We start from the raw sequence: 20,567 nt of genomic DNA on the forward strand, positions 1-20,567 counted from the left end.
GTTTTCTCCTTCCGTTATTCGTGCTCGCCAGCCAGTTGCTGACGGATGAATTGGGTGGTCAGTGTGAGGGCGATGACCGGGTTAAATGGTTTACCGCTCAGCGCGGCGCGCAGCCACAGACCATCTATCAGGGCAGCCAGACCGTGTGCGGCCAGCCTTGCCTTCTCCAGCGGCAGTTCACGCCGGAATTCGACCACCAGCGTTGAGTAGAGCCGCCGGCTGCTGACCCGCTCCAGGCGATTAAGCTGGGGCTGATGCATGCTGCTCGACCAGAAGTCGAGCCAGGCTTTCATCACTGCCGTGTGCACCTGGGTATCATCAAAATTACCCTCAACGATGGCACACAACCGCTGTTCTGCAGAGGCACCGGCCAGCGGTTCTAACCGCGACAATACCGCCTCCCGCAGTTGACGCGTCACATCACGCATCGTGGCTTCCAGTAAGCCGTTCTTATCCTTGAAGTAGTGACTGATGATGCCGGTGGATACCCCCGCCCGACGGGCGATCTGGGCGATAGTGGCATCATTAATCCCAACTTCATTAATCGTGCTCAGGGTCGCATCAATCAGTTGCCGACGACGTATCGGCTGCATCCCTACCTTTGGCATAGCTCCAGCTCCACCCTCAAATCGAGCCCCTATTTAAACTTTTTTTGATTGCACGTTCAATATAAAAAGAAACTTTGTTAGGATGCTGTTCTTTAAATGTAGCGAAAGCGAAACGGCAATGAGTGCTAAAATAGGCTGGTTTGCCTGAGTGATTAACAGGAAGTGACAGAACGAAACAGGGCCGCACGGCCGGAAAGCCGTGTACGGCAAGACTTATCCATTGCGTATTTTCAGGACATTAACCAGAGGTAACCGATGAATAATCCACCTGCCGGTGAAAAAGACAGACTCAATCCCGTTGTATTTTATACCTCTGCCGGATTGATTCTGACGTTTTCACTTGTGACGATTCTCTACAGTGAACTGGCCGCGAGCTGGATCCTCAAGGCGGTAAACTGGGTTTCCGCCACCTTCGGCTGGTACTACATGCTGGCTGCCACGCTCTATATTGTTTTTGTGCTCTATATGGCCTGCTCACGCTTTGGTTCGATCAAGCTCGGGCCGGAGCACTCCAAACCCGAGTTCAGCGTGCTCAGTTGGTCCGCCATGCTGTTCGCCGCCGGGATCGGCATCGACCTGATGTTCTTCTCGGTCGCCGAACCGGTGACGCAGTATATGCAGCCGCCGGAGGGGGCAGGGCAGACGATGGAAGCGGCCCGCCAGGCGATGGTCTGGACGCTGTTCCACTACGGACTGACCGGCTGGTCAATGTATGCATTGATGGGCATTGCGCTGGGCTACTTCAGCTATCGCTATAACCTGCCGCTGACCATCCGTTCCGCGCTCTATCCCATCTTTGGTAAACGCATCTATGGCCCGATTGGCCACACCGTAGATATTGCGGCCGTGGTGGGGACCATCTTTGGTATCGCCACCACGCTCGGCATCGGGGTCGTTCAGCTGAACTATGGCCTCAAAGTGCTGTTTGATATCCCGGAAGGCCTGACCGCTCAGGCCGCGCTGATTGTCCTCTCCGTGGTGATCGCCACCATTTCTGTCACGTCGGGCGTCGATAAAGGGATCCGTATTCTCTCTGAGCTGAACGTGGTGATGGCGCTGGGACTGATTCTGTTTGTGCTGTTCTTCGGCAACACCGAGTTCCTGCTGAATGCGCTGGTGCTGAACGTCGGGGATTACATCAACCGCTTCATGGGCATGACGCTCAATACCTTTGCATTTGATCGCCCGACACAGTGGATGAACAGCTGGACGCTCTTCTTCTGGGCGTGGTGGGTGGCCTGGTCGCCATTCGTCGGCCTGTTCCTGGCGCGTATCTCACGTGGTCGTACCATCCGTGAGTTCGTGCTGGGCACGCTGATTATTCCGTTTACCTTTACGCTGTTGTGGCTGTCAGTGTTCGGTAATGCCGCGCTGTATCAGATCATCCACGGCAATACGGAGTTTGCGCAGGAAGTAATGAATCATGCAGAGCGCGGCTTCTATAGCCTGCTGGCGCAGTATCCGGCGTTTAAACTCAGCGCCTCGGTCGCGACGATCACCGGTATGCTGTTCTACGTCACCTCGGCGGATTCCGGCTCGCTGGTGCTGGGTAACTTCACCTCGCGACTGAAAGACATCAACAGTGATGCACCGAACTGGCTGCGTATCTTCTGGTCTGTGGCGATTGGGGTACTGACCATGAGCATGCTGATGACCAACGGTATCACTGCCTTGCAGAACACCACGGTGATCATGGGGCTGCCGTTCAGCTTTGTTATCTTCTTTGTGATGGCGGGGCTGTTTAAATCGCTGAAGATTGAAGATCACCGTCGGGCCAGCGCCACGCGCGACACCGCGCCCTATCTGGCTCATGCGACCGATCGCCTGACCTGGAAGAAGCGTCTTTCGCGCCTGATGAACTACCCTGGCTCGCGTTATACCCAGCAGATGATGGAAAAAACCATCTATCCGGCGATGCAGGAAGTGGCGAAAGAGCTGGAGCTGCGGGATGGCCGGGTCACGCTGGAGAGCGTTGAGCCGGATGAAAGCAACCCGATTGGCTATCTGGATCTGCGCGTTCATCTGGGCGAGGAGCAGGACTTTATCTATCAGGTCTGGCCGCAGCAATATTCGATTCCGGGCTTCACCTATCGCGCCCGCAGCGGTAAGTCGACCTACTACCGGCTGGAAACCTTCCTGATGGAGGGCAGCCAGGGTAACGACTTAATGGATTACAGCAAAGAGCAGGTGATCATCGACATACTGGATCAGTATGAGCGACACCTGAACTTCATCCATCTCAACCGTGAAGCGCCGGGCAGCAACATCAGCTTCCCAAGCGCTTAAGTCAGGGCCCGTCAGTGAGCAATTGCTGGCGGGCTTTTTTTTCGCTACCGTCGTCATCAACAATACCGCTTCACCTGCTGAAATCGACTATCTTTAGGGCTTTGCTGGCCTGATGCCTGAAAAGCGTAGACAGGGAGTCATATGGGAAAAATATTCAGTACGTTTCTGCCGCTCTATACCACTACGCTTCTGATGCTGCTGGGTTCCGGTTTACTGACTACCTACGTCTCGTTGCGGCTGGCCAGTGAGCAGGTTAATGGTGCGCTGATCGGCGCGATTATTGCGGCCAACTATATCGGGCTGGTGATTGGCGGCAAGGTGGGGCACAACCTGATTGCCCGCGTCGGCCATATCCGTGCCTACGTGGCCTGTGCCGGGATCATTACCGCCTCGGTGGTGGGTCACGGGCTGACAGACTTTATTCCGCTGTGGGTTTTTCTGCGTCTGATTATCGGGCTCTGCATGATGTGCCAGTACATGGTGCTGGAGAGCTGGCTCAACGATCAGGCGGAATCTTCCCAGCGCGGCATGATTTTCGGCCTCTATATGGTCGCCACCTACCTTGGACTCAGTGGCGGACAGGTGATCCTGAGCCTGCAATCGGGGTTTGGGGTGAGCACGCTGCTGATTGTGGCGCTCTGTTTCGCGCTCTGTCTGGTGCCGATTGCACTGACCACCCGCACTCATGTCCGGCCCATGACGCCGGCGCCGATGGAGCTGGGCTATTTTATCCGCACTATTCCCAAACTGCTCGGCACCACCCTGGTGACCGGCATGGCGATTGGCGCGTTCTATGGCCTGGCACCGGTTTATGGCAGCAGCAAAGGCTTCACCACCAGCCAGACCGGTTATTTTATGAGTCTCACGATTTTTGCCGGACTGGTGTCGCAGTTTCCGCTGAGCTGGCTCTCTGACCGCTACGACCGCCAGCGGCTGTTATTCATCATTGCCATGCTCTTTGCCGTGGCCTGCGTGCCGCTGGTGGTACTGCCGCATCTCACCTTCCACTGGATGATTGGCATCGCCTTTGCCGCCAGCATGATGCAGTTTGCGCTCTATCCGTTGCAGGTGGCGCTGGCCAACGATCAGGTCGCCGCCGATCGTCGTGTCTCGTTAACTGCCTGTCTGCTGATGGCGTTTGGTATTGGCGCCAGTATCGGCCCGCTGGTGGTCGGTGCGCTGATGCAGCCGCTGGGCAGCAATATGCTCTATCTCTTCTTTATGCTTTGTGCGCTGGTGATTGGCGGACTGAGTTATGTGCGTGCGCCGGGTCCGCTTCCGACGACCGAAGTGCCGTTGCCGCATGTGGTGATGCCTGACAGTCTGGCGACCTCGCCACTGGGTGCCGCGCTGATCCCGACGCTGGAAGAGGAGGTGATTCATGCGTCGATGGGCGGTCAGGAGCCGGAAGAGGAGAGTGCTGAGTTCGATGGCACAGCTGACGAAGAGGATTTGCCCGATGACCTTCCTGAGGATCAGCGGGACAAATAGCAGCGGCAAAGCACCGCTGACTGCACCATTAAAGCAGGATGTCCGGATCTGACACACTCTTGTCCGGTTGCTGGCTCGACATTCGGGTCAGCAACCGCGAAGCTGGCGCATACCGCTTTTTTAAGGAGTCACACCATGCTGGAACTTCGCCCCAATTGTGAACGTTGCGACGTTGATCTGCCGCCATCTTCTCTGGCGGCACGCATCTGCTCGTTTGAATGCACTTTCTGCGCTGACTGTGCTGAGCATCTCACTCATCTTTGCCCCAACTGCGGCGGTGAACTGGTGCGCCGTCCGGTGCGTCCGGCAGAGAAACTGCAGAAATATCCGGCTAAAATGCGTAGCTGATCCCAAATGACTACAGATATGATGGGGGCAGAATAGCCTGGCGCGCCTGATCGCTTTATGATGTATTTCGTCCCTGACAGAGCTACCACCTTAACTGAGTGCCGGAGATAAGCGCCGGGAGGGACGCTCCTTTCACCTCTCTTTAATCGTTTTGTCCGGCCTCCTTGTTCCCTTGCTCCCTTGCTTCCTTGCTCCCTTGTTTCCAGCCTCCTTTGCATTATGCTTTCCAGCTCGTCATGCCAGTACAGGGGCAGCCCTGACTATACTCTGAAGATGTTTTCAGCAGACAAAGGCCGGGTGCAGCGATGTTTTACCAATCCCTGAATGGCGCAGCGTGGCGACGGATCTGGGTGGTCGGCGATCTGCATGGCTGCCGCCGCGAACTGGATGCGCTGTTGCAGCAGCATCAGTTTGACCCGCAGCAGGACTTACTGATTTCGGTGGGTGACATCATCGATCGCGGTCCCGACAGCCTGGGCTGTCTGACACTGCTGGAGGAGCCCTGGTTTCGCTGCGTGCGGGGGAATCATGAGGAGATGGCGCTTTCAGCATTACAGGGGCAGGAAATAGCGCTCTGGCAGATGAACGGTGGAGACTGGTTCTTTCGGCTGCGTGGTGCAGCGTTGATTGCGGCGCGTCACGCGTTGCAGCGTTGCCGTGAGCTGCCGCTGATTCTCCATCTGCAGCTCGATGAGCGAACTGTTGTGATTGCTCATGCTGATTATCCGGCCCGGGAATATGCGTTGAATAAGCCACTCGACTGGCAGCAGGTGGTCTGGAGCCGTCAGCGGCTGGAGGCGATGGAGTCAGGCGAACGGGCGGGCATCCATGGCGCTGACGCCTTTTACTTCGGACACACGCCGCTGAAACAGCCGCTGACGATTGCCAATCTGCACTACATCGATACCGGCGCAGTGTTTGGCAATCATCTGACGATGGTGCAAATAAAGTGACTCAGCGGAACAGGCGTCCGTCGCGCACCAGCTCCCGCGGATAGCTGTTCTTGATACGGCTGCCGACTTTTTTAGCCAGCCCCAGCGGCTGCTGCTGATAAGTGACAATCATCTCATTACGGGTGGGTTCCGTTTCCGGGTAGATATCCCGCCCGCGATACCACTCTTCCGCCTCTGCTGCGGTGAGCTCAAAAGTCTGCGCCGCATCGGGTTTTGCCAGCGCAATCACCGCTTCATGCTGCCAGCGATAGCCTTTAGCAAAGGTTTCTGCCAGCTTCAGGCCGATGCGCGAGAAACGTACTTTGCCCAGCAGCGGGGTGACGGCCTTCGGGAACAGCCAGATCTCTTTGTCACGCTGCCACAGCTCCAGCGACGCATCCCATTTAAGAGAGACCGCGGCGGCGGCCTGGGCTATCTCACTTTCCAGCTTGCGGCTGAGATGGGAGAAGGGCAGTTTACCCACTTTGTAGCCCGGCAGCGGTAAGGGTTCGACCGACGCGGTTTTACGCAGCCGCGCAACGAAAAAGCCTTCGCTGTCGAACATCTGCGGGAAGACATGCAGATAGCCCTCGGGCGTCGCGGCCTGTCGGGCACCCTCAAACAGCCCATCGAGCGCTACAACCTCAACAGCGTCCGGATAGCGCTCCAGCAGCCAGGCAACGACCTGCTGATTCTCAATCTGATTCAGGGTGCAGGTAGAGTAAACCAGCGTGCCGCCGGGTTTGAGGGCGTGGAAGGCACTGTCGAGCAGATCGCACTGGGTCGCGGCGATTTCGTGCGTACTTGCCAGCGACCAGTTTTTCAGCGCATCAGCATCTTTGCGAATCACCCCTTCGCCGGAGCAGGGAGCGTCGAGCAGGATGGCGTCGAACTGTTCCGGCAGGGCTGGCCCGAAGACCCGCGCGTCAAAGTGCGTTAAGGCACTGTTGCTGACGCCACAGCGGCTGATATTGGCGTGCAATACTTTTACCCGGCTGGAGGAGAATTCGTTAGCCAGGATAACCCCCTGATTGCCCATCCGCGCAGCAATCTGGGTCGTTTTAGAACCCGGTGCCGCCGCCATATCCATCACGGCGCTGACCTCTGACTGAGCATCAAACAGCGCGGTCACCGGCAGCATGGAGCTGGCCTCCTGAATGTAGAACAGGCCGCTGAGATGCTCAGCTACGCTTCCCAGCGGCAGGCTCTCATCTTCCCGACTGATCCAGAATCCCTCTTCGCACCACGGCACCGGCGTCAGCTGCCAGTCATAATTAGCGGTCTGACTCAGAAAGTCAGCCACGCTGATCTTCAGGGTATTGATGCGAATACTGCGGCGCAGGGGTTGCTGACTGTACGCAATAAATTGTTCGAGGCTCGCCTCATCGGGCAGGCTCTGGCGCATTAATGAGAGAAAATCGGCGGGGAAAAGCGAAGAAGCATCTGACACGGGCACATTCCAGTTAAGACAAAGGCGGCAGTGTACCATGAGGAAAGGAAACGGGCAGCCAGGCTGCCCGTTTGAGATAGCCTTTAGCGCGGAGACGGGATCGCTGTTCCCCAGTTACGCCAATCTTTCGGCGCTTCATCCTGCAGCAGGAAATGTTTATCCGGGTTGGCCTGCGGCGCCAGCGGCACCGTCGGCGGCGTCGCAAACTGAATGCCACCGCGAATAAACTGCTGGAAGGTCCCGGTTTTCACTACGCCACCCACCAGACCGAAGTCCAGGTTATAGCCGGATGCCAGCCAGAACACCGAGTTATTACGCACCAGATGCTGGTACTTCTTACTGATGCGCAGGGCGATCTGCACACGATCCGCCATATTACCCAGTGAGGTGCCGGTCACGGTACCCACTTCCACACCACGGAACAGCACCGGCGTACCCAGCGACAGTGAACCGGCCTCAGTGGCATCAACATAAATGTTCAGGCCATTAAGGTAGCGGGAATCGGTAATAGTGCTCTCCTGCAGTTCAAACGTGCGCGCGGCGCCACCTTTACCGGGATCCACGTTGACATAAGGCTGCAACAGGGTTTCCAGATGATTCACGCCGGTAGCGGAAATCTCCGGTGAGACCACCGAGAAACGGCTGCCGAGACGGGCGAAATCGTTGACATACTCCGGATAGAGCACCGCTTTCGCCACCACCTGATTGTTATCTTTGCTTAACGACAGTGACTCCACCTGGCCGACATTAATACCCAGGTAACGAATCGGCATTCCGGCAGAGAGCTTGCTGGCGTCATAGGTGTGCAGCGTAATCTGGCTACCCACCGCGCGGGCGGCGGTTTCAGACGGATAGAGGACGCGTTTGGCCCCTTTGGCCGACTGCGCACCACTCATATTGTCGAAACTGATCGCGCCTTTCAGCGCGCGGTTAAGCGGCGATGCCTGCACCGTCAGGCCGCTGCCGTTAAGGCTGACGCGTGCGCCACCCTCAGCCCAGAACACGCTTTCGCTGGTCAGCAGCTTGCGATACTCCGGCTGGATATGTACCGCAATATCAAAGGCGTCAGCGCGCGGCGTGACTTTGACGATCTCACCCACCTGATATTTGCGGTACAGCACGACAGAGCCAGTCTGCACATCAGGCAAACTGGTGGCGGTCAGCATCAGCGTGGTAGAAGGGCCATCGCCGGTGATGCCTTCTTCCGCTTTTTCAGCATCGGCAAACAGCGGATAGGCACTTTTTGGCTCACCCTTTTTGCCCGGATCCAGCCGGATACCGCCATCCACCCATTCACGGGCGCTGGCACCTAATACCTGCATGCCATCAAGGCCGAACTTCACATCAAGCCGACTGTTAACGATAAATTTACTGTCACCATGCACCAGATTGCGATTTTCAGGATTGACTGCCACCACGAAATTCACGCCATTTTCATCCAGCGTACGCGACATCACCTGACCAATCTGCATGCCGTGCAGCATCAACGGCTGGCCCTGATCGATACCATAGCTCTCTGGCGCGCTGAGTTTTACCGTCAGTACATTGGGCTTCTGCAGCAGAGTCTCATTGGACGCCAGCACGGTGTAGTGCTGCTGCGGCTCGCCTTCGCCCGGCACCAGTTCCAGCGTGTTGCCGGTCAGCAGCGCGCTGAGGCTGGTATCCGTCAGGCTGATTTTCGGACTGTGCATCTCAATGCGGGTGCCGCTGCGCATCAGACCGACAACAGAGGGATCGATGGTCAGCTCGCCGGTGACCTTGCCGCCATCCTGCAGGTTCAGTTTGGTCAGCGTGCCGACTTCCAGCCCCTGATACATCAGCGGGGTGCTGCCCGCCTTGAGATTGTTGCCGTTGGGCAGATCCAGCGTGATCTGCACGCCGCGCTGACTATGCGCCAGATCGGGGTAGAGCCGGTAATTCTGCTCGGCTTTGGCCGTTTCCGCACCCTGTGGTGAGTCAAACGCGATCGCACCATTGACCAGCGCCGCCAGACTCTCCAGCTGCACTTTAGCCCCGCTCAGACTGACGTCAGCATTCATGCCTGACACATTCCAGAAACGGCTGTTGGTTTTCACCAGATTGATAAAGCGACGGTCAATCAGCACATCAATCGACACGCCATCGGATTTGCTGTTAATGCTGTAGTCATAGACCCGACCAACCGGAATTTTGCGGTAATAGACCAGCGAGCCGGTGTTGAGCGAGCCGAGATCGGGCGCATGCAGATGGATCATCAATTCGCCGGTATTTACCCGATATTTGGGCTGCGTATCCAGCGCGGTAAACGACTCGCTGGGTTTACCTTTACCTGGCATCATCCCGATGTAGTTACCGCCGACCAGCGCATCCAGCCCCGACACACCCGCCAGCGAGGCTTTAGGCGTCACCAGCCAGAACTGCGTATCTTCACGCAGCGCATCGCGCATATCGCTCTTGATGCTGGCTTTAATCTGAATGCTGCGATAATCATCACTGAGATTAATGCCCTGCACGGTGCCCACTTCCACGCCCTGATAGCGGATCGGGGTGCGACCCGGCACGATACCATCCGCCGTCTGGAAATTGATGGTGATGGTGGTGCCGCGCTCCTGATAATTGGTCCAGAGCAGCCAGCAGGCGATCAGCATCGCAATAATCGGCAGCAGCCAGAAGGGCGAAATTTTGCGCTTATTGCGCAGCGTTGCGTTAGTCGGTGTAGTCGGCGTTTCCTGTTGCATGTGCATCCCAGAGCAGGCGGCTGTCCAGCCACTCAACAGACATAATGGTCAGGATGACGGCCGCGCCAAAAAACAGCGCCGCCGGTCCCATGGTAAAAGCCAGCAGCTGATCACGGTTGACCAGCGACATGGTTAACGAAATGACAAACAGATCGAGCATTGACCAGCGGCCAACCCAGGTGACAAACCGCAGCAAGCGGATGCGGGTTCTCAGCCCCTGTTCACAGCGAAAATGAATGCTGAGCAGCAGAGTCAGCATCACCAGCACCTTGATAAACGGCACCAGAATACTGGCGATAAAAACAATTGCCGCCACCGGGATATTGCCTTCGCCCAGCCCCAGGATGCCGGAGAAGATGGTGTCCTCACGCCGTGAGCCATTAAGGTAGACCACGGAGATCGGCATCAGATTTGCGGGGATCAACAGCACAATCGATGCGATGAGCGCGGCCCAGGATTTCTGCAGGCTGTGGCGGCGTCGGAAGTCGAGCGGCGTATGGCAGCGCGGGCAGCGGCCCCGTTCATCGGGTATGCTGGTGTTGTGACAGTTCAGGCAGACCTGCATATCGTCACGGGCCATATTGCCAGGCGTCTGCGGGTAGAAATGCTCCCACAGCTGCTCCATATTCAGATGGATCAGTGTCAGCACGCTCAGCACCGTCAGGGAGATGTAAGCCGCCAGCCCGTAGCCAATCTCCAGCGAAGCATAGTCCTGCACTTTAATCGACGCCACGGCGATGCCGATCAGATAGATATCGAGCATCACCCACTCTTTCAGCTTCTCCAGCATCAGCAGCACGGGACGCAGGTTCATGCCCAGCCGGTGGCCGATACCGAGATAACAGATACCCGCCACCAGCGTTACCGGCGCGCCGATGGTGCAGAACGCCACCATTGAGGCCGTCAGTACATCACCCTGCTGGGTCATCTGGATGATGCCTTCCAGTACGCTGGCATTGATGCGCATGCCAAGCAGCCGGATATCTACCAGCGGCAGGGAGAAAGCAAAGGGCATTAACACAATCATGGTGGCGGCCATCGCCATAAGACGGGTCATCGGCCAGTCGCGACCACTGAGAATTTCGGCGTTACAGCGTGGGCAATGTGCCGACTGATGAGATTTCACATCCGGTAAGGAAAAAAGGGTATCGCATTGCGGGCAACGCTGATAACGTGCGTGAGGCAATGTCTGGCTGATAGCGTGAATTTTCATAGGGTGATGCAATCTTCGCTCTTCAGAAGTAACAGATATCGGTCATAAAGACATTGTCTGTGTGCCTGTCTCGGGCATCACGCTTCGATCCACAGAATGCTAAGGGTATAGCAACTAACGCTATGATTCACCTTGTGGCTCTGGATATTTAAAACTTATTTTTAACGAACGGTCTCTAATGCCCGTTCAGATGTCATTGGTAACGGTTGAATAATGAACAAAACTGCCTTTTACGCCGATTTGAATCGCGATATGCGCGCCTTACTGGCGGGAGAAACGGCGTTCCTCGCCGCGATGGGAAACTTTAGCGCGCTGCTGTACGAACGTCTCGATGGCGTGAACTGGGCAGGTTTCTACCTGCTGACGGAAGCGGATACGCTGGTGCTGGGCCCGTTCCAGGGCAAAATCGCCTGTGTGCGCATTCCGGTCGGTAAAGGTGTGTGTGGCACGGCGCTGGCAGAAGAAAAAGTGCAACGCGTAGATGATGTGCATGCCTTCCCGGGCCACATCGCCTGTGACGCTGCCAGCAATGCTGAGATTGTGATTCCTCTGAAAGTGAACGGCACTGTGGTTGGGGTGCTGGACATCGACAGCGTGGCGTACAATCGCTTTGACAGCGACGACGAATCGGGGCTGGTCACACTGACTGATGGGCTTTGTGAAGTGCTTGCGAACAGCGACTTAGAAAAATATCTGCAGCTGACGCGCAGCTAATCGACTGGATCACATGGCATTTAGCGATGTTGTCATTATAATGTCGCCTGTTCATGCCTGCGCTGGTCGGCAAACCCGTTGTAATCAGGAAATTTCATGGAAAATCAACCTAAGTTGAATAGCAGTAAAGAAGTCATCACTTTTCTGGCGGAGCGCTTTCCGCACTGCTTTAGCGCTGAAGGTGAAGCGCGTCCGCTCAAAATCGGTATCTTTCAGGATCTGGTCGAGCGTGTTCAGGGCGAAATGGGTCTGAGCAAAACACAGCTGCGTTCCGCGCTGCGTCTCTATACGTCAAGCTGGCGTTATCTGTACGGCATCAAAGCCGGTGCTATCCGTGTCGATCTCGACGGTAACGCCTGTGGCGTGCTGGATGAGCAACACGTTGAGCATGCACGCAAGCAACTGGAAGAAGCGAAAGCACGCGTCCAGGCGCAGCGTGACCAGCAGCGCGCCGCGCGTCGTGAAGCAGGCGAAAGCGAAGAGGGCGCGGCACCGCGTCGTCCACGCAAGCCCGCGGCACGTAAGCCTGCAGAAGGCGAAGCAGCGCGTAAACCGCGTCCGCAGACCACTGCACCGCGTGCGACCGCCTCACAGCATCGCAAGCCAGCCCCACGTCCGGAGCAGGAAGCCCGACCCATCACTGATACCTCAACTTTGCAACCCGGCCAGAGTATTAAAGTTAAAGCAGGCAAAAGTGCGATGGACGCTACCGTTCTTGAAGTATCAAAAGACGGCGTTCGGGTCCAGCTCGCTTCCGGCATGGCAATGATTGTGCGCGCAGAACACTTGCAGTTCTGAAACGGAGGCTAACCCCGGCATGAACACCCTTTTTAAAGTTGGACTTATTGCGGGCCTGCTATTAGCAGGCCCAACCTTCGGCGCGGAGAACATTACACGCGCCGATCAGATTCCCCAGCTTCACGAAGATCCGCAGGATCCGACGGTCAGTGAGCGCGTAACCTCGCGCTTTACCCGTTCCCACTATCGCCAGTTCGACCTGGATCAGAACTTTTCAGCGAAAATTTTTGATCGCTATCTGAACATGCTCGACTACAGCCACAACGTGCTGCTGGCGTCAGATGTGGCGCAGTTTGCCAGCAAAAAAACCACCGTCGGCGATGAGCTGCGCAGTGGCAAGCTGGATCTCTTTTACGATATTTATAATCTGGCGCAGAAACGCCGTTTTGAGCGCTATCAATATGCGCTGACGGTGCTGGCTCGTCCGATGAATTTCAGCGGCAATGACACTATCGACATTGACCGCGCGAAAGCACCCTGGCCGAAAGATCAGTCTGAACTGAATGCGCTGTGGGATGCCAAGGTCAAATACGATCAGCTGAGTCTGAAGCTGGCGGGCAAAGATGATAACGAGATCCGCGACGTTCTGACCAAGCGTTACAACTTTGCTATCCGTCGTCTGGCCCAGAGCAACGGTGAAGATGTTTTCCAGCTGGTGATGAACGCTTTTGCCCGCGAAATCGATCCGCACACCAGCTATCTGTCGCCGCGTAACACCGAGCAGTTCAACACCGAGATGAGCCTCTCCCTGGAAGGCATCGGTGCGGTTCTGCAGATGGATGACGACTATACGGTAATTAACTCGATGGTCGCAGGCGGCCCGGCCGCGAAAAGCAAAGCCATTACCGTTGGCGATCGCATCGTCGGTGTTGGTCAGCCAGGCAAGCCGATGGAAGATGTGATCGGCTGGCGTCTGGATGATGTCGTGGCAAAAATTAAAGGACCAAAGGGCAGCAAAGTGCGCCTGGAAGTTCTGCCAGCCGGTAAGGGCACCAAAACCCGTACCGTGACGCTGACGCGTGAGAAAATCCGTCTGGAAGATCGCGCGGTTAAATTGACCATCAAAAATGTCGGCAAGCAGAAAGTGGGCGTGCTCGATATTCCTGGTTTCTATGTCGGCCTCACCGACGATGTGAAAGTACAGCTGCAGAAACTGCAGAAACAGAACGTCGACAGTGTGGTGATCGATCTGCGTACCAACGGTGGCGGCGCGCTGACCGAAGCTGTCTCGCTTTCCGGTCTGTTTATTCCGAGTGGTCCGGTGGTTCAGGTACGCGACAACAATGGTCGGATTCGTGAAGACAGCGATAATGACGGCGTTGTCTACTACAAAGGACCGCTGGTGGTGCTGGTCGATCGCTTCAGCGCCTCAGCCTCTGAGATCTTTGCTGCCGCGATGCAGGATTACGGTCGCGCGGTGATTGTTGGCGAGCCAACCTTTGGTAAAGGCACCGTTCAGCAGTATCGCTCACTGAACCGCATCTACGATCAGATGCTGCGTCCGGAGTGGCCTGCGTTAGGCTCCGTTTCTTACACTATTCAGAAGTTCTATCGCATTAACGGCGGCAGTACACAGCGTAAAGGCGTCACGCCGGATCTGCTGATGCCAACCGGCGTTGAAGCGGCTGAAACCGGTGAGAAATTTGAAGATAACGCACTGCCGTGGGACAGCATTAAAGCGGCGACCTATGTCAAAACCGGTGATGTGAAACCGCTGGTGGTGCAGCTGACTAAGCAGCATGCTGACCGCATCGCTCAGGATCGCGAGTTCCAGTACATCATGAAGGACATTGCCCGTTACAATGCCCTGAAAGATAAGCGCAACATCGTGTCGCTTAATCTCGCTCAGCGCGAGAAAGAGAACCACGAAGATGATGCGTCTCGTCTGGAGCGGATCAACGCGCGCTATCAGGCCGAAGGCAAAAAACCGCTGAAAAACCTGGATGAGTTACCGAAAGATTATAAAGAGCCGGATCCCTATCTTGATGAGACGGTGAAGATCGCTAACGATCTTGCGCAACTGGAGAAATCCCAGCCAGAGGCGCCAGCGGCTAAATAATCCGCTATTGCCAGAAAAAGCACCGCTCAGCGGTGCTTTTTTTTGTACTCAGAAAAGTTTCCAGTAAGCAATGATTAGCGCTGGTGAAGGAGCCTGAAGGCTGGGCTCCTCATCAGGCGTGTCAGAATGTAAAGTTATGTCTTTTTAGGCACTTAAACGTTAAGGTTGCTTGAAAAGCAGCCCAATGCCCATAGGATATGGATCCGCGTATAGGCGCGTGAACTACTGAGGAAGATTAACAAAAATGATGCGTATTGCTCTTTTCCTGATGACCAACCTGGCTGTGATGTTGGTATTCGGGCTGATTCTCAGCCTGACAGGGATCCAGTCAAGCAGTGTTCAGGGCCTGATGATCATGGCAGGCCTGTTTGGCTTCGGCGGTGCGTTTGTTTCACTGCTTATGTCGAAGTGGATGGCACTGCGATCGGTTGGCGGTGAAGTGATTGAACAGCCACGCAACGAAACCGAGCGCTGGCTGGTGGATACAATTGGCCGTCAGGCACAACAGGCGGGTATTGCGATGCCACAGGTGGCGATCTATCACGCACCTGACATCAACGCCTTTGCGACTGGCGCACGGCGTAACGCCTCACTGGTTGCTGTCTCAACCGGTCTGCTGCAGAACATGAGCCGTGATGAAGCGGAAGCGGTACTGGCACACGAAGTGTCACATATCGCCAACGGCGACATGATCACCATGACGCTGATCCAGGGTGTGGTGAACACCTTTGTGATTTTCGTTTCACGTATTCTGGCGCAGATCGCGGCGGGCTTTATGTCCGGCAACCGTGATGGTGAGGAGAGCAGCAACGGCAACCCGCTGGTCTACTTTGCGGTGTCGATGGTGCTGGAACTGGTGTTTGGTATTCTCGCCAGCATCATCACCATGTGGTTCTCGCGTCACCGTGAGTTTCATGCCGATGCCGGTTCAGCGAAGCTGGTGGGTCGTGAGAAGATGATTGCGGCGTTACAGCGCCTGAAAACCAGCTACGAACCGCAGGAGCCGAGCAGCATGATGGCGTTCTGTATCAACGGTAAAGGCAAATCATTCAGCGAGCTGTTTATGTCGCATCCGCCGTTAGATAAGCGTATTGAAGCACTGCGCAGCGGCCAGTATCTGAAGTAGCGTTCAGCAGAGTAAAAAAGGCGACCCTGGGTCGCCTTTTCTGTTTAGAAACCATAATCAGACTGAATCTGACAGCAATATCTTAGCTCAACATGCAGGGAACCCGGGCAGAATAGGAAAGCGTCCCGCGCCATGGATGGTGCGGGCCGACCGTCATGGATGACAGAAGTCTTTCCGATCTGACCGGGTTCCCTGTGAGGGCTCGGCCTTACAGCGAATCGGGTCACACTCTGCCAGGTGGTCGCCTTTTCTGTTTCTGCCATCAGGCGCGGGTCTGCGTCATCCGCGACACACTGACCAGCGCGGCCACGGCGGCAAAGCTGCCCGCCAGCAGCAGTGAAGCGTGCGTCCCGCGTTCATCAAACAGATTAAACATCAGCGCGACCAGCGCGGCACCCATACTCTGGCCCAGCAGGCGCGCGGTGCCCAGCATACCGCTGGCGCCGCCGCTGCGATGACGCGGAGCGGAAGTGACAATAGTGTGGTTGTTGGGTGACTGAAACAGCCCAAAACCGGCACCGCACAGCATCATGCGCCAGATAATATCGCCATCACCCGGGTTGGCCGGAAGCCAGGCGAGCAGAAACAGCCCCAGGGCGAACATGGCCAGCCCGATGCCGCCCAGCAGCCCGGCATGCACCCGTTCAATCAGCCGACCGGCAATCGGCGCAAACACCATAGTTGCCAGCGGCCAGGGCGTCAGCAGTAAACCGGTTGCCACCTCATCACGCTGCAGGACGTTTTGCAGAAAGAAGGGCAGCGACACCATCGCCAGCATCTGCGCGCAGAACGAACAGACCGACGTTCCCATCGACAGGCTGAACATCGGGATACGCAACAGATCAACCGGCAGCAGCGGCACCGCCATGTTTAACTGACAACGAATAAAGAACCAGCCCACAACCAGCAGAGCAATGACCTCCGACAGCACCAGCAGATGACTCTGTCCCTGTGCAAATCCGCTCAGCGCAGAGATGATCAGACCAAAGAACAGGGCGTTCATGATCGCGCTGGGAACATCAAATTTCTGCGCTGTCGCTTTCTGCGGATTATCAGGCAGCGTACGCAGCGCCAGCCAGAGCGCAATGGCACCCAGCGGGACGTTAATCAGAAACAGCCACTTCCAGCTTGCCACCGAAAGAATCGCTGCGGCGACCGTCGGGCCTGCCGCGGTTGAAACCGCCACGACCAGCGAATTGATCGCCATGCCGCGTCCCAGATGACGCTGCGGATAGATAATGCGTATCAGCGCGGTATTCACACTCATCAGCGCTGCACCCCCTAACCCCTGCAGCACGCGGGCGAAAGTCAGCATGGTCAGCGTGGTCGAGAAGGCGCAGAACAGCGAAGTGGCAATAAACAGCGCCAGGCCCGCCTGATAGACGCGGCGATAACCCAGCATGTCGCCCAGAAAGGAGAGCGACAGCAGCGAGACGATAATCGCAATCTGATAGGCGTTCACTATCCAGATCGACTGCGCCGGGCTGGCATTCAGTTCACGCGAGATAGTGGGCAGGGCAACATTGGCAATCGCGCCATCCAGCACCGCCATGGTCAGGCCCAGCGCGATAGTGACGATTGCCATATAGCGCTGACGCGCGGGTAATCCATCCTGAGGAGGAGAGAGTGTCATAAGTTAATTACTAAAGAGGGTGAATATCATCATGCTAATGAAATTAACGCTGAAATACAGCGATCGGACGGATAAAAACTGTCTTTATATATGACGTCATGGTTAAAGCATTGCTGCCTTCGTGTGCCTCACTCTATACTGACAGTCCGTTCCATTTTTTTTGAAACAGGTTTAACAAGGTGCGCGATGTCCTCTGCTGAAAATGATAAACAGCCAGATTCCGTCTCTTCGGTACTTAAAGTGTTCGGCATTCTGCAGGCGCTGGGTGAAGAGCGCGATCACGGTATTACTGAGCTCGCGCAGCGCGTGATGATGTCAAAAAGCACCGTTTACCGTTTCCTGCAGACCATGAAGTCGCTGGGTTATGTCACGCAGGAAGGTGAGAGCGAGAAGTACTCACTGACACTGAAGCTGTTTGAACTGGGCGCTAAGGCGCTGCAGAACGTCGATTTAATCCGCAGTGCGGATGTGCAGATGCGTGAGCTTTCGCGTCTGACTAAAGAGACCATTCACCTGGGGGCGCTGGAAGAGGACAGTATTGTCTACATCCACAAAATCGACTCCCTCTACAACCTGCGTATGTATTCGCGCATTGGCCGCCGTAATCCGCTGCATACCACCGCGATTGGGAAAGTTCTGCTCGCCTGGCGCGATCGCAGCGAAGTTGAGGAGATCCTGCGGGATGTCGAATTCAAACGGAGCACGGCCAATACGCTGTTAAGCGCGGAGGCGTTGATTACGGCGCTGGATCAGGTAAGAACGCAGGGCTATGGTGAAGATAACGAAGAGCAGGAAGAGGGCTTACGCTGCCTTGCCGTGCCGGTATTTGACCGTTTTGGCGTGGTGATTGCGGGACTGAGTATCTCTTTTCCCACTATTCGCTTTTCAGAAGATGCCCGCCAGGATTATGTGGCCATGCTGCATCGGGCGGCGCGCACGCTCTCCTCAGAGATGGGCTATCACAACTACCCGTTCTGAAAACAGCGGGCCATGCGGCCCGCTGTTTTGTTAATTATCGATCACTTCTCCGCTTTTCTTCAGCAACGGACAATCAGTCACACCCACCACGCCACTGTCAGTATGCAGATACTGCGCACTGATCACACCGCGAGCGGTCAGATAGCTGCACTGCAGGCCAAGGCCGGCTGCATTTTTAGTACTGCCGGTTAATACGCCATAGCCGGTAAACAGCATCGCCAGCCAGATCACTGCCAGCAAGCCTACCGTACGAATAAACAGTTTCATTATGTCTCCTTGTGAAAGATAACTCAGCGCTCCACCTGGTGCCGCCGGTTATGATGATATCAGCATGCCTCGCTTTTCTGGTGGGATCGATCAGAGATAACTGAAACGGCAAATTCTGCATTGATGTTAACCCCATTATCTTTTGCGATGGCTACAGGTAGAATAGGCGGTTGCCATGTTCTGGCGTTTCCACTGAGTTTTACGAGGCAGTTATGAATGAGTTAGCCGCAAATTCGGGCCCACTGGTCAGCTATGGCCTGCTGGTCATTATTTTGATTGTGGCGTTTATCGCCTGGTTCTTTGTTAACCGCGCCAGCGTGCGCGCCGGTGAGCAAATCCGCTTACTGGAATCTTTGCTGGAAGAGCAGAAGAAACAGAATCAGCTGCTGCGCCGTCTGATTGAGATGCAGCCAGGGGCAGAGAGTAAAAAAACCGATGACGATCGCGAGAAACGCGATTTTATCCGGTTGATTCCGGAACGATAATCACAGCAGAGAGGCGGGATGGTCTGGAAAAATCCGTGGTATGACAGCAGCAAAGCGCATCACACGCCAGAGGGATTCTGCAATCCTGAACCGGAACGGCGCAAGCCGGGCGATCTGCAGCGCTGGCGCAGGGAGCGCAAAGCACAGGGGCTGCCGCTGCCACCGCAGCAGGGCTACGGGGCTTTCACCGAACAGTGGTGGCAGCCCGCCGATATCAGCGGCAGTGACGATCGCATCTGGTGGCTGGGACATGCAGCCGTGCTGCTGCGACTGAACCAGCAATATATTCTGATCGATCCCGCACTTTCGTCACGCGCCTCGCCACTCTCTTTTGCCGGGCCGCAGCGAAAAACGCCAGCACCGCTTAGCATCGCTGATCTGCCGCGTCTGGATGTCGTGCTGATTTCACATAACCATTACGATCATCTTGATCGGCCGACGGTTAAAGCGATCGTCCGGCGTTTTCCGCAGGCGACCTTTATCGTGCCGCTGGGCCTGGCTAAATGGTGCAGGGCGCAGGGCGTGAAACAGGTCCATCAGCTCGACTGGTGGCAACCGTTTACTGTCGGCGACCTCTGTTTTGATGCGGTGCCGGCACGTCACTGGAGTATGCGAACGCCGCGCGATCGAAACCGTTCGCTCTGGTGCGGCTGGGTCGTGCGTTCTGCCTCCGTGCGTTTCTGGTTCTCGGGCGACAGCGGCTACAGCGATAGCCTGCCGGAGATTGCGGCCCGACTTGGCCCGTTCAGCCTGGCGGCTTTGCCGATTGGCGCTTATGCACCTGAATGGTTCATGGCGGGACAGCATATGAATCCCGATCAGGCGGTGGCGCTGTGGCAGGCAGCAGGCAGGCCGCTGACGCTGCCCATCCACTGGGGCGTGTTCGAACTGGCCGATGAGTCGCTGGATGCGCCACCCAAAGAACTGGCGGATGCGCTGCTGCGGGCAAACGAGCAAAAGGGCGGTTTCGCACCGTGGCGAATAGGCGAAAGCCGCGGGCTGAATAAGGATATCCAGGAATTATCCTAAAACCTCAAAGATAAACAAAAGCCCGATTTTTATTATCTGATATCAATTTTTCAAATCAAAAGTTAAATTCTTAATAAGTAAAATCGGGCTCAATGCTTTTATTTGGAGCAGGACGACTGTCTGGCTCCTGCTTTTGGTGCAAGAAAAGTGTTATCTGTACGAAATAAAAGGCGCTGTACAGGATTGAAGCCGGATTATTGATATTTTCAACTTTTCGCGCTTCGCTTATTCATTCTGTTATTGCCATATTTGTGAAATATTAATTTCTTATGGTATCCATTGGGTTAGACCCGGCAACAGAGGCCGGAGAGGGGGATAGCCAGAGAGCGTGCTTAATTTGCATCGGCATTTGTAAACGCCACAGAACAGGCAATGTGAGCCTTCTGGCAATTATGTGCGCAGGCTGGCTGAGGCCCTTAAAAATGGCTTGCCA

General features: G+C 55.8%; 17 protein-coding genes. 11 read left to right on the forward strand and 6 right to left on the reverse strand.

Going from position 1 to position 20,567, the window contains the following annotated elements:
- Positions 1-14 precede the first annotated feature (14 nt).
- A complete protein-coding gene (gene betI / locus EPG66_RS00935; RefSeq protein ID WP_010258750.1) occupies positions 15-608 on the reverse strand; it encodes a transcriptional regulator BetI in 594 nt (197 codons plus the stop codon).
- Between the two features lie 255 nt (positions 609-863).
- On the opposite strand from betI, the gene EPG66_RS00940 reads away from it, so the two are divergent.
- The 4 genes from EPG66_RS00940 (at position 864) to EPG66_RS00955 (ending at position 5,686) form a co-directional block, all read left to right on the forward strand.
- Positions 864-2,894, forward strand: a complete 2,031-nt coding sequence (locus tag EPG66_RS00940) for a choline transporter (protein WP_031591398.1) — start codon at positions 864-866, stop codon at positions 2,892-2,894.
- Positions 2,895-3,035: 141 nt separating this feature from the next.
- Positions 3,036-4,385: an MFS transporter gene (locus EPG66_RS00945; RefSeq protein ID WP_182685739.1), complete on the forward strand. Its 1,350-nt coding sequence runs from the start codon at positions 3,036-3,038 to the stop codon at positions 4,383-4,385.
- A 135-nt stretch (positions 4,386-4,520) separates the two neighbouring features.
- Positions 4,521-4,733 carry a DUF1272 domain-containing protein gene (locus EPG66_RS00950; protein ID WP_010258758.1) on the forward strand — a complete coding sequence of 71 codons (213 nt, stop codon included), beginning with the start codon at positions 4,521-4,523 and terminating at the stop codon, positions 4,731-4,733.
- 305 nt (positions 4,734-5,038) lie between these two features.
- A complete protein-coding gene (locus tag EPG66_RS00955) occupies positions 5,039-5,686 on the forward strand; it encodes a metallophosphoesterase (protein WP_182685741.1) in 648 nt (215 codons plus the stop codon).
- Between the two features lies 1 nt (position 5,687).
- Here the strand turns inward: EPG66_RS00955 and rsmF are convergent, their stop codons facing one another.
- The 3 genes from rsmF to yebS all read right to left on the reverse strand — a co-directional run bounded on the left by rsmF (position 5,688) and on the right by yebS (position 11,045).
- Positions 5,688-7,115 (reverse strand): 16S rRNA (cytosine(1407)-C(5))-methyltransferase RsmF, encoded by a 1,428-nt coding sequence (gene rsmF / locus EPG66_RS00960; RefSeq protein ID WP_343055038.1) that lies wholly within the window; start codon positions 7,113-7,115, stop codon positions 5,688-5,690.
- Between the two features lie 83 nt (positions 7,116-7,198).
- Positions 7,199-9,832: a PqiB family protein gene (locus tag EPG66_RS00965; RefSeq protein ID WP_031591393.1), complete on the reverse strand. Its 2,634-nt coding sequence runs from the start codon at positions 9,830-9,832 to the stop codon at positions 7,199-7,201.
- Entirely contained in the window at positions 9,801-11,045 is a 1,245-nt protein-coding gene (gene yebS / locus EPG66_RS00970; protein ID WP_031591392.1) for a membrane integrity lipid transport subunit YebS, read from the reverse strand. Before yebS ends, EPG66_RS00965 begins: the two co-directional genes overlap by 32 nt.
- A 213-nt stretch (positions 11,046-11,258) precedes the next feature.
- On the opposite strand from yebS, the gene EPG66_RS00975 reads away from it, so the two are divergent.
- The 4 genes from EPG66_RS00975 to htpX all read left to right on the forward strand — a co-directional run bounded on the left by EPG66_RS00975 (position 11,259) and on the right by htpX (position 15,742).
- The gene (locus EPG66_RS00975) at positions 11,259-11,759 is read left to right on the forward strand and encodes a GAF domain-containing protein (protein WP_010258773.1); all 501 of its coding nucleotides are present in this window, start codon (positions 11,259-11,261) and stop codon (positions 11,757-11,759) included.
- Positions 11,760-11,855: 96 nt separating this feature from the next.
- Positions 11,856-12,557, forward strand: a complete 702-nt coding sequence (gene proQ, locus EPG66_RS00980) for an RNA chaperone ProQ (RefSeq protein WP_010258776.1) — start codon at positions 11,856-11,858, stop codon at positions 12,555-12,557.
- 19 nt (positions 12,558-12,576) lie between these two features.
- Positions 12,577-14,616 carry a carboxy terminal-processing peptidase gene (gene prc, locus EPG66_RS00985; RefSeq protein WP_031591391.1) on the forward strand — a complete coding sequence of 680 codons (2,040 nt, stop codon included), beginning with the start codon at positions 12,577-12,579 and terminating at the stop codon, positions 14,614-14,616.
- A gap of 244 nt (positions 14,617-14,860) precedes the next feature.
- Positions 14,861-15,742, forward strand: coding sequence for a protease HtpX (gene htpX, locus EPG66_RS00990; RefSeq protein WP_003852678.1), 882 nt, complete (start codon positions 14,861-14,863; stop codon positions 15,740-15,742).
- A 262-nt stretch (positions 15,743-16,004) separates the two neighbouring features.
- On the opposite strand, the gene EPG66_RS00995 is transcribed toward htpX, so the two are convergent.
- Positions 16,005-17,375 carry an MFS transporter gene (locus EPG66_RS00995; RefSeq protein WP_182685745.1) on the reverse strand — a complete coding sequence of 457 codons (1,371 nt, stop codon included), beginning with the start codon at positions 17,373-17,375 and terminating at the stop codon, positions 16,005-16,007.
- Positions 17,376-17,561: 186 nt separating this feature from the next.
- Between EPG66_RS00995 and kdgR the strand changes: the two genes are divergently transcribed.
- Positions 17,562-18,353 carry a DNA-binding transcriptional regulator KdgR gene (kdgR, locus tag EPG66_RS01000; RefSeq protein WP_182685747.1) on the forward strand — a complete coding sequence of 264 codons (792 nt, stop codon included), beginning with the start codon at positions 17,562-17,564 and terminating at the stop codon, positions 18,351-18,353.
- 30 nt (positions 18,354-18,383) lie between these two features.
- Here kdgR and EPG66_RS01005 read toward each other — a convergent pair whose 3' ends face one another.
- Positions 18,384-18,620: a YobH family protein gene (locus EPG66_RS01005; RefSeq protein WP_010258788.1), complete on the reverse strand. Its 237-nt coding sequence runs from the start codon at positions 18,618-18,620 to the stop codon at positions 18,384-18,386.
- 212 nt (positions 18,621-18,832) lie between these two features.
- On the opposite strand from EPG66_RS01005, the gene EPG66_RS01010 reads away from it, so the two are divergent.
- Complete coding sequence (locus EPG66_RS01010) at positions 18,833-19,105, forward strand: YebO family protein (RefSeq protein ID WP_010258793.1); 273 nt, start codon at positions 18,833-18,835, stop codon at positions 19,103-19,105.
- Between the two features lie 18 nt (positions 19,106-19,123).
- Positions 19,124-20,134, forward strand: coding sequence for an MBL fold metallo-hydrolase (locus tag EPG66_RS01015; protein WP_083067888.1), 1,011 nt, complete (start codon positions 19,124-19,126; stop codon positions 20,132-20,134).
- Positions 20,135-20,567: the final 433 nt, after the last annotated feature.

Source organism: Pantoea pleuroti, from assembly GCF_014156615.1.
Taxonomy (GTDB): domain Bacteria; phylum Pseudomonadota; class Gammaproteobacteria; order Enterobacterales; family Enterobacteriaceae; genus Pantoea; species Pantoea agglomerans.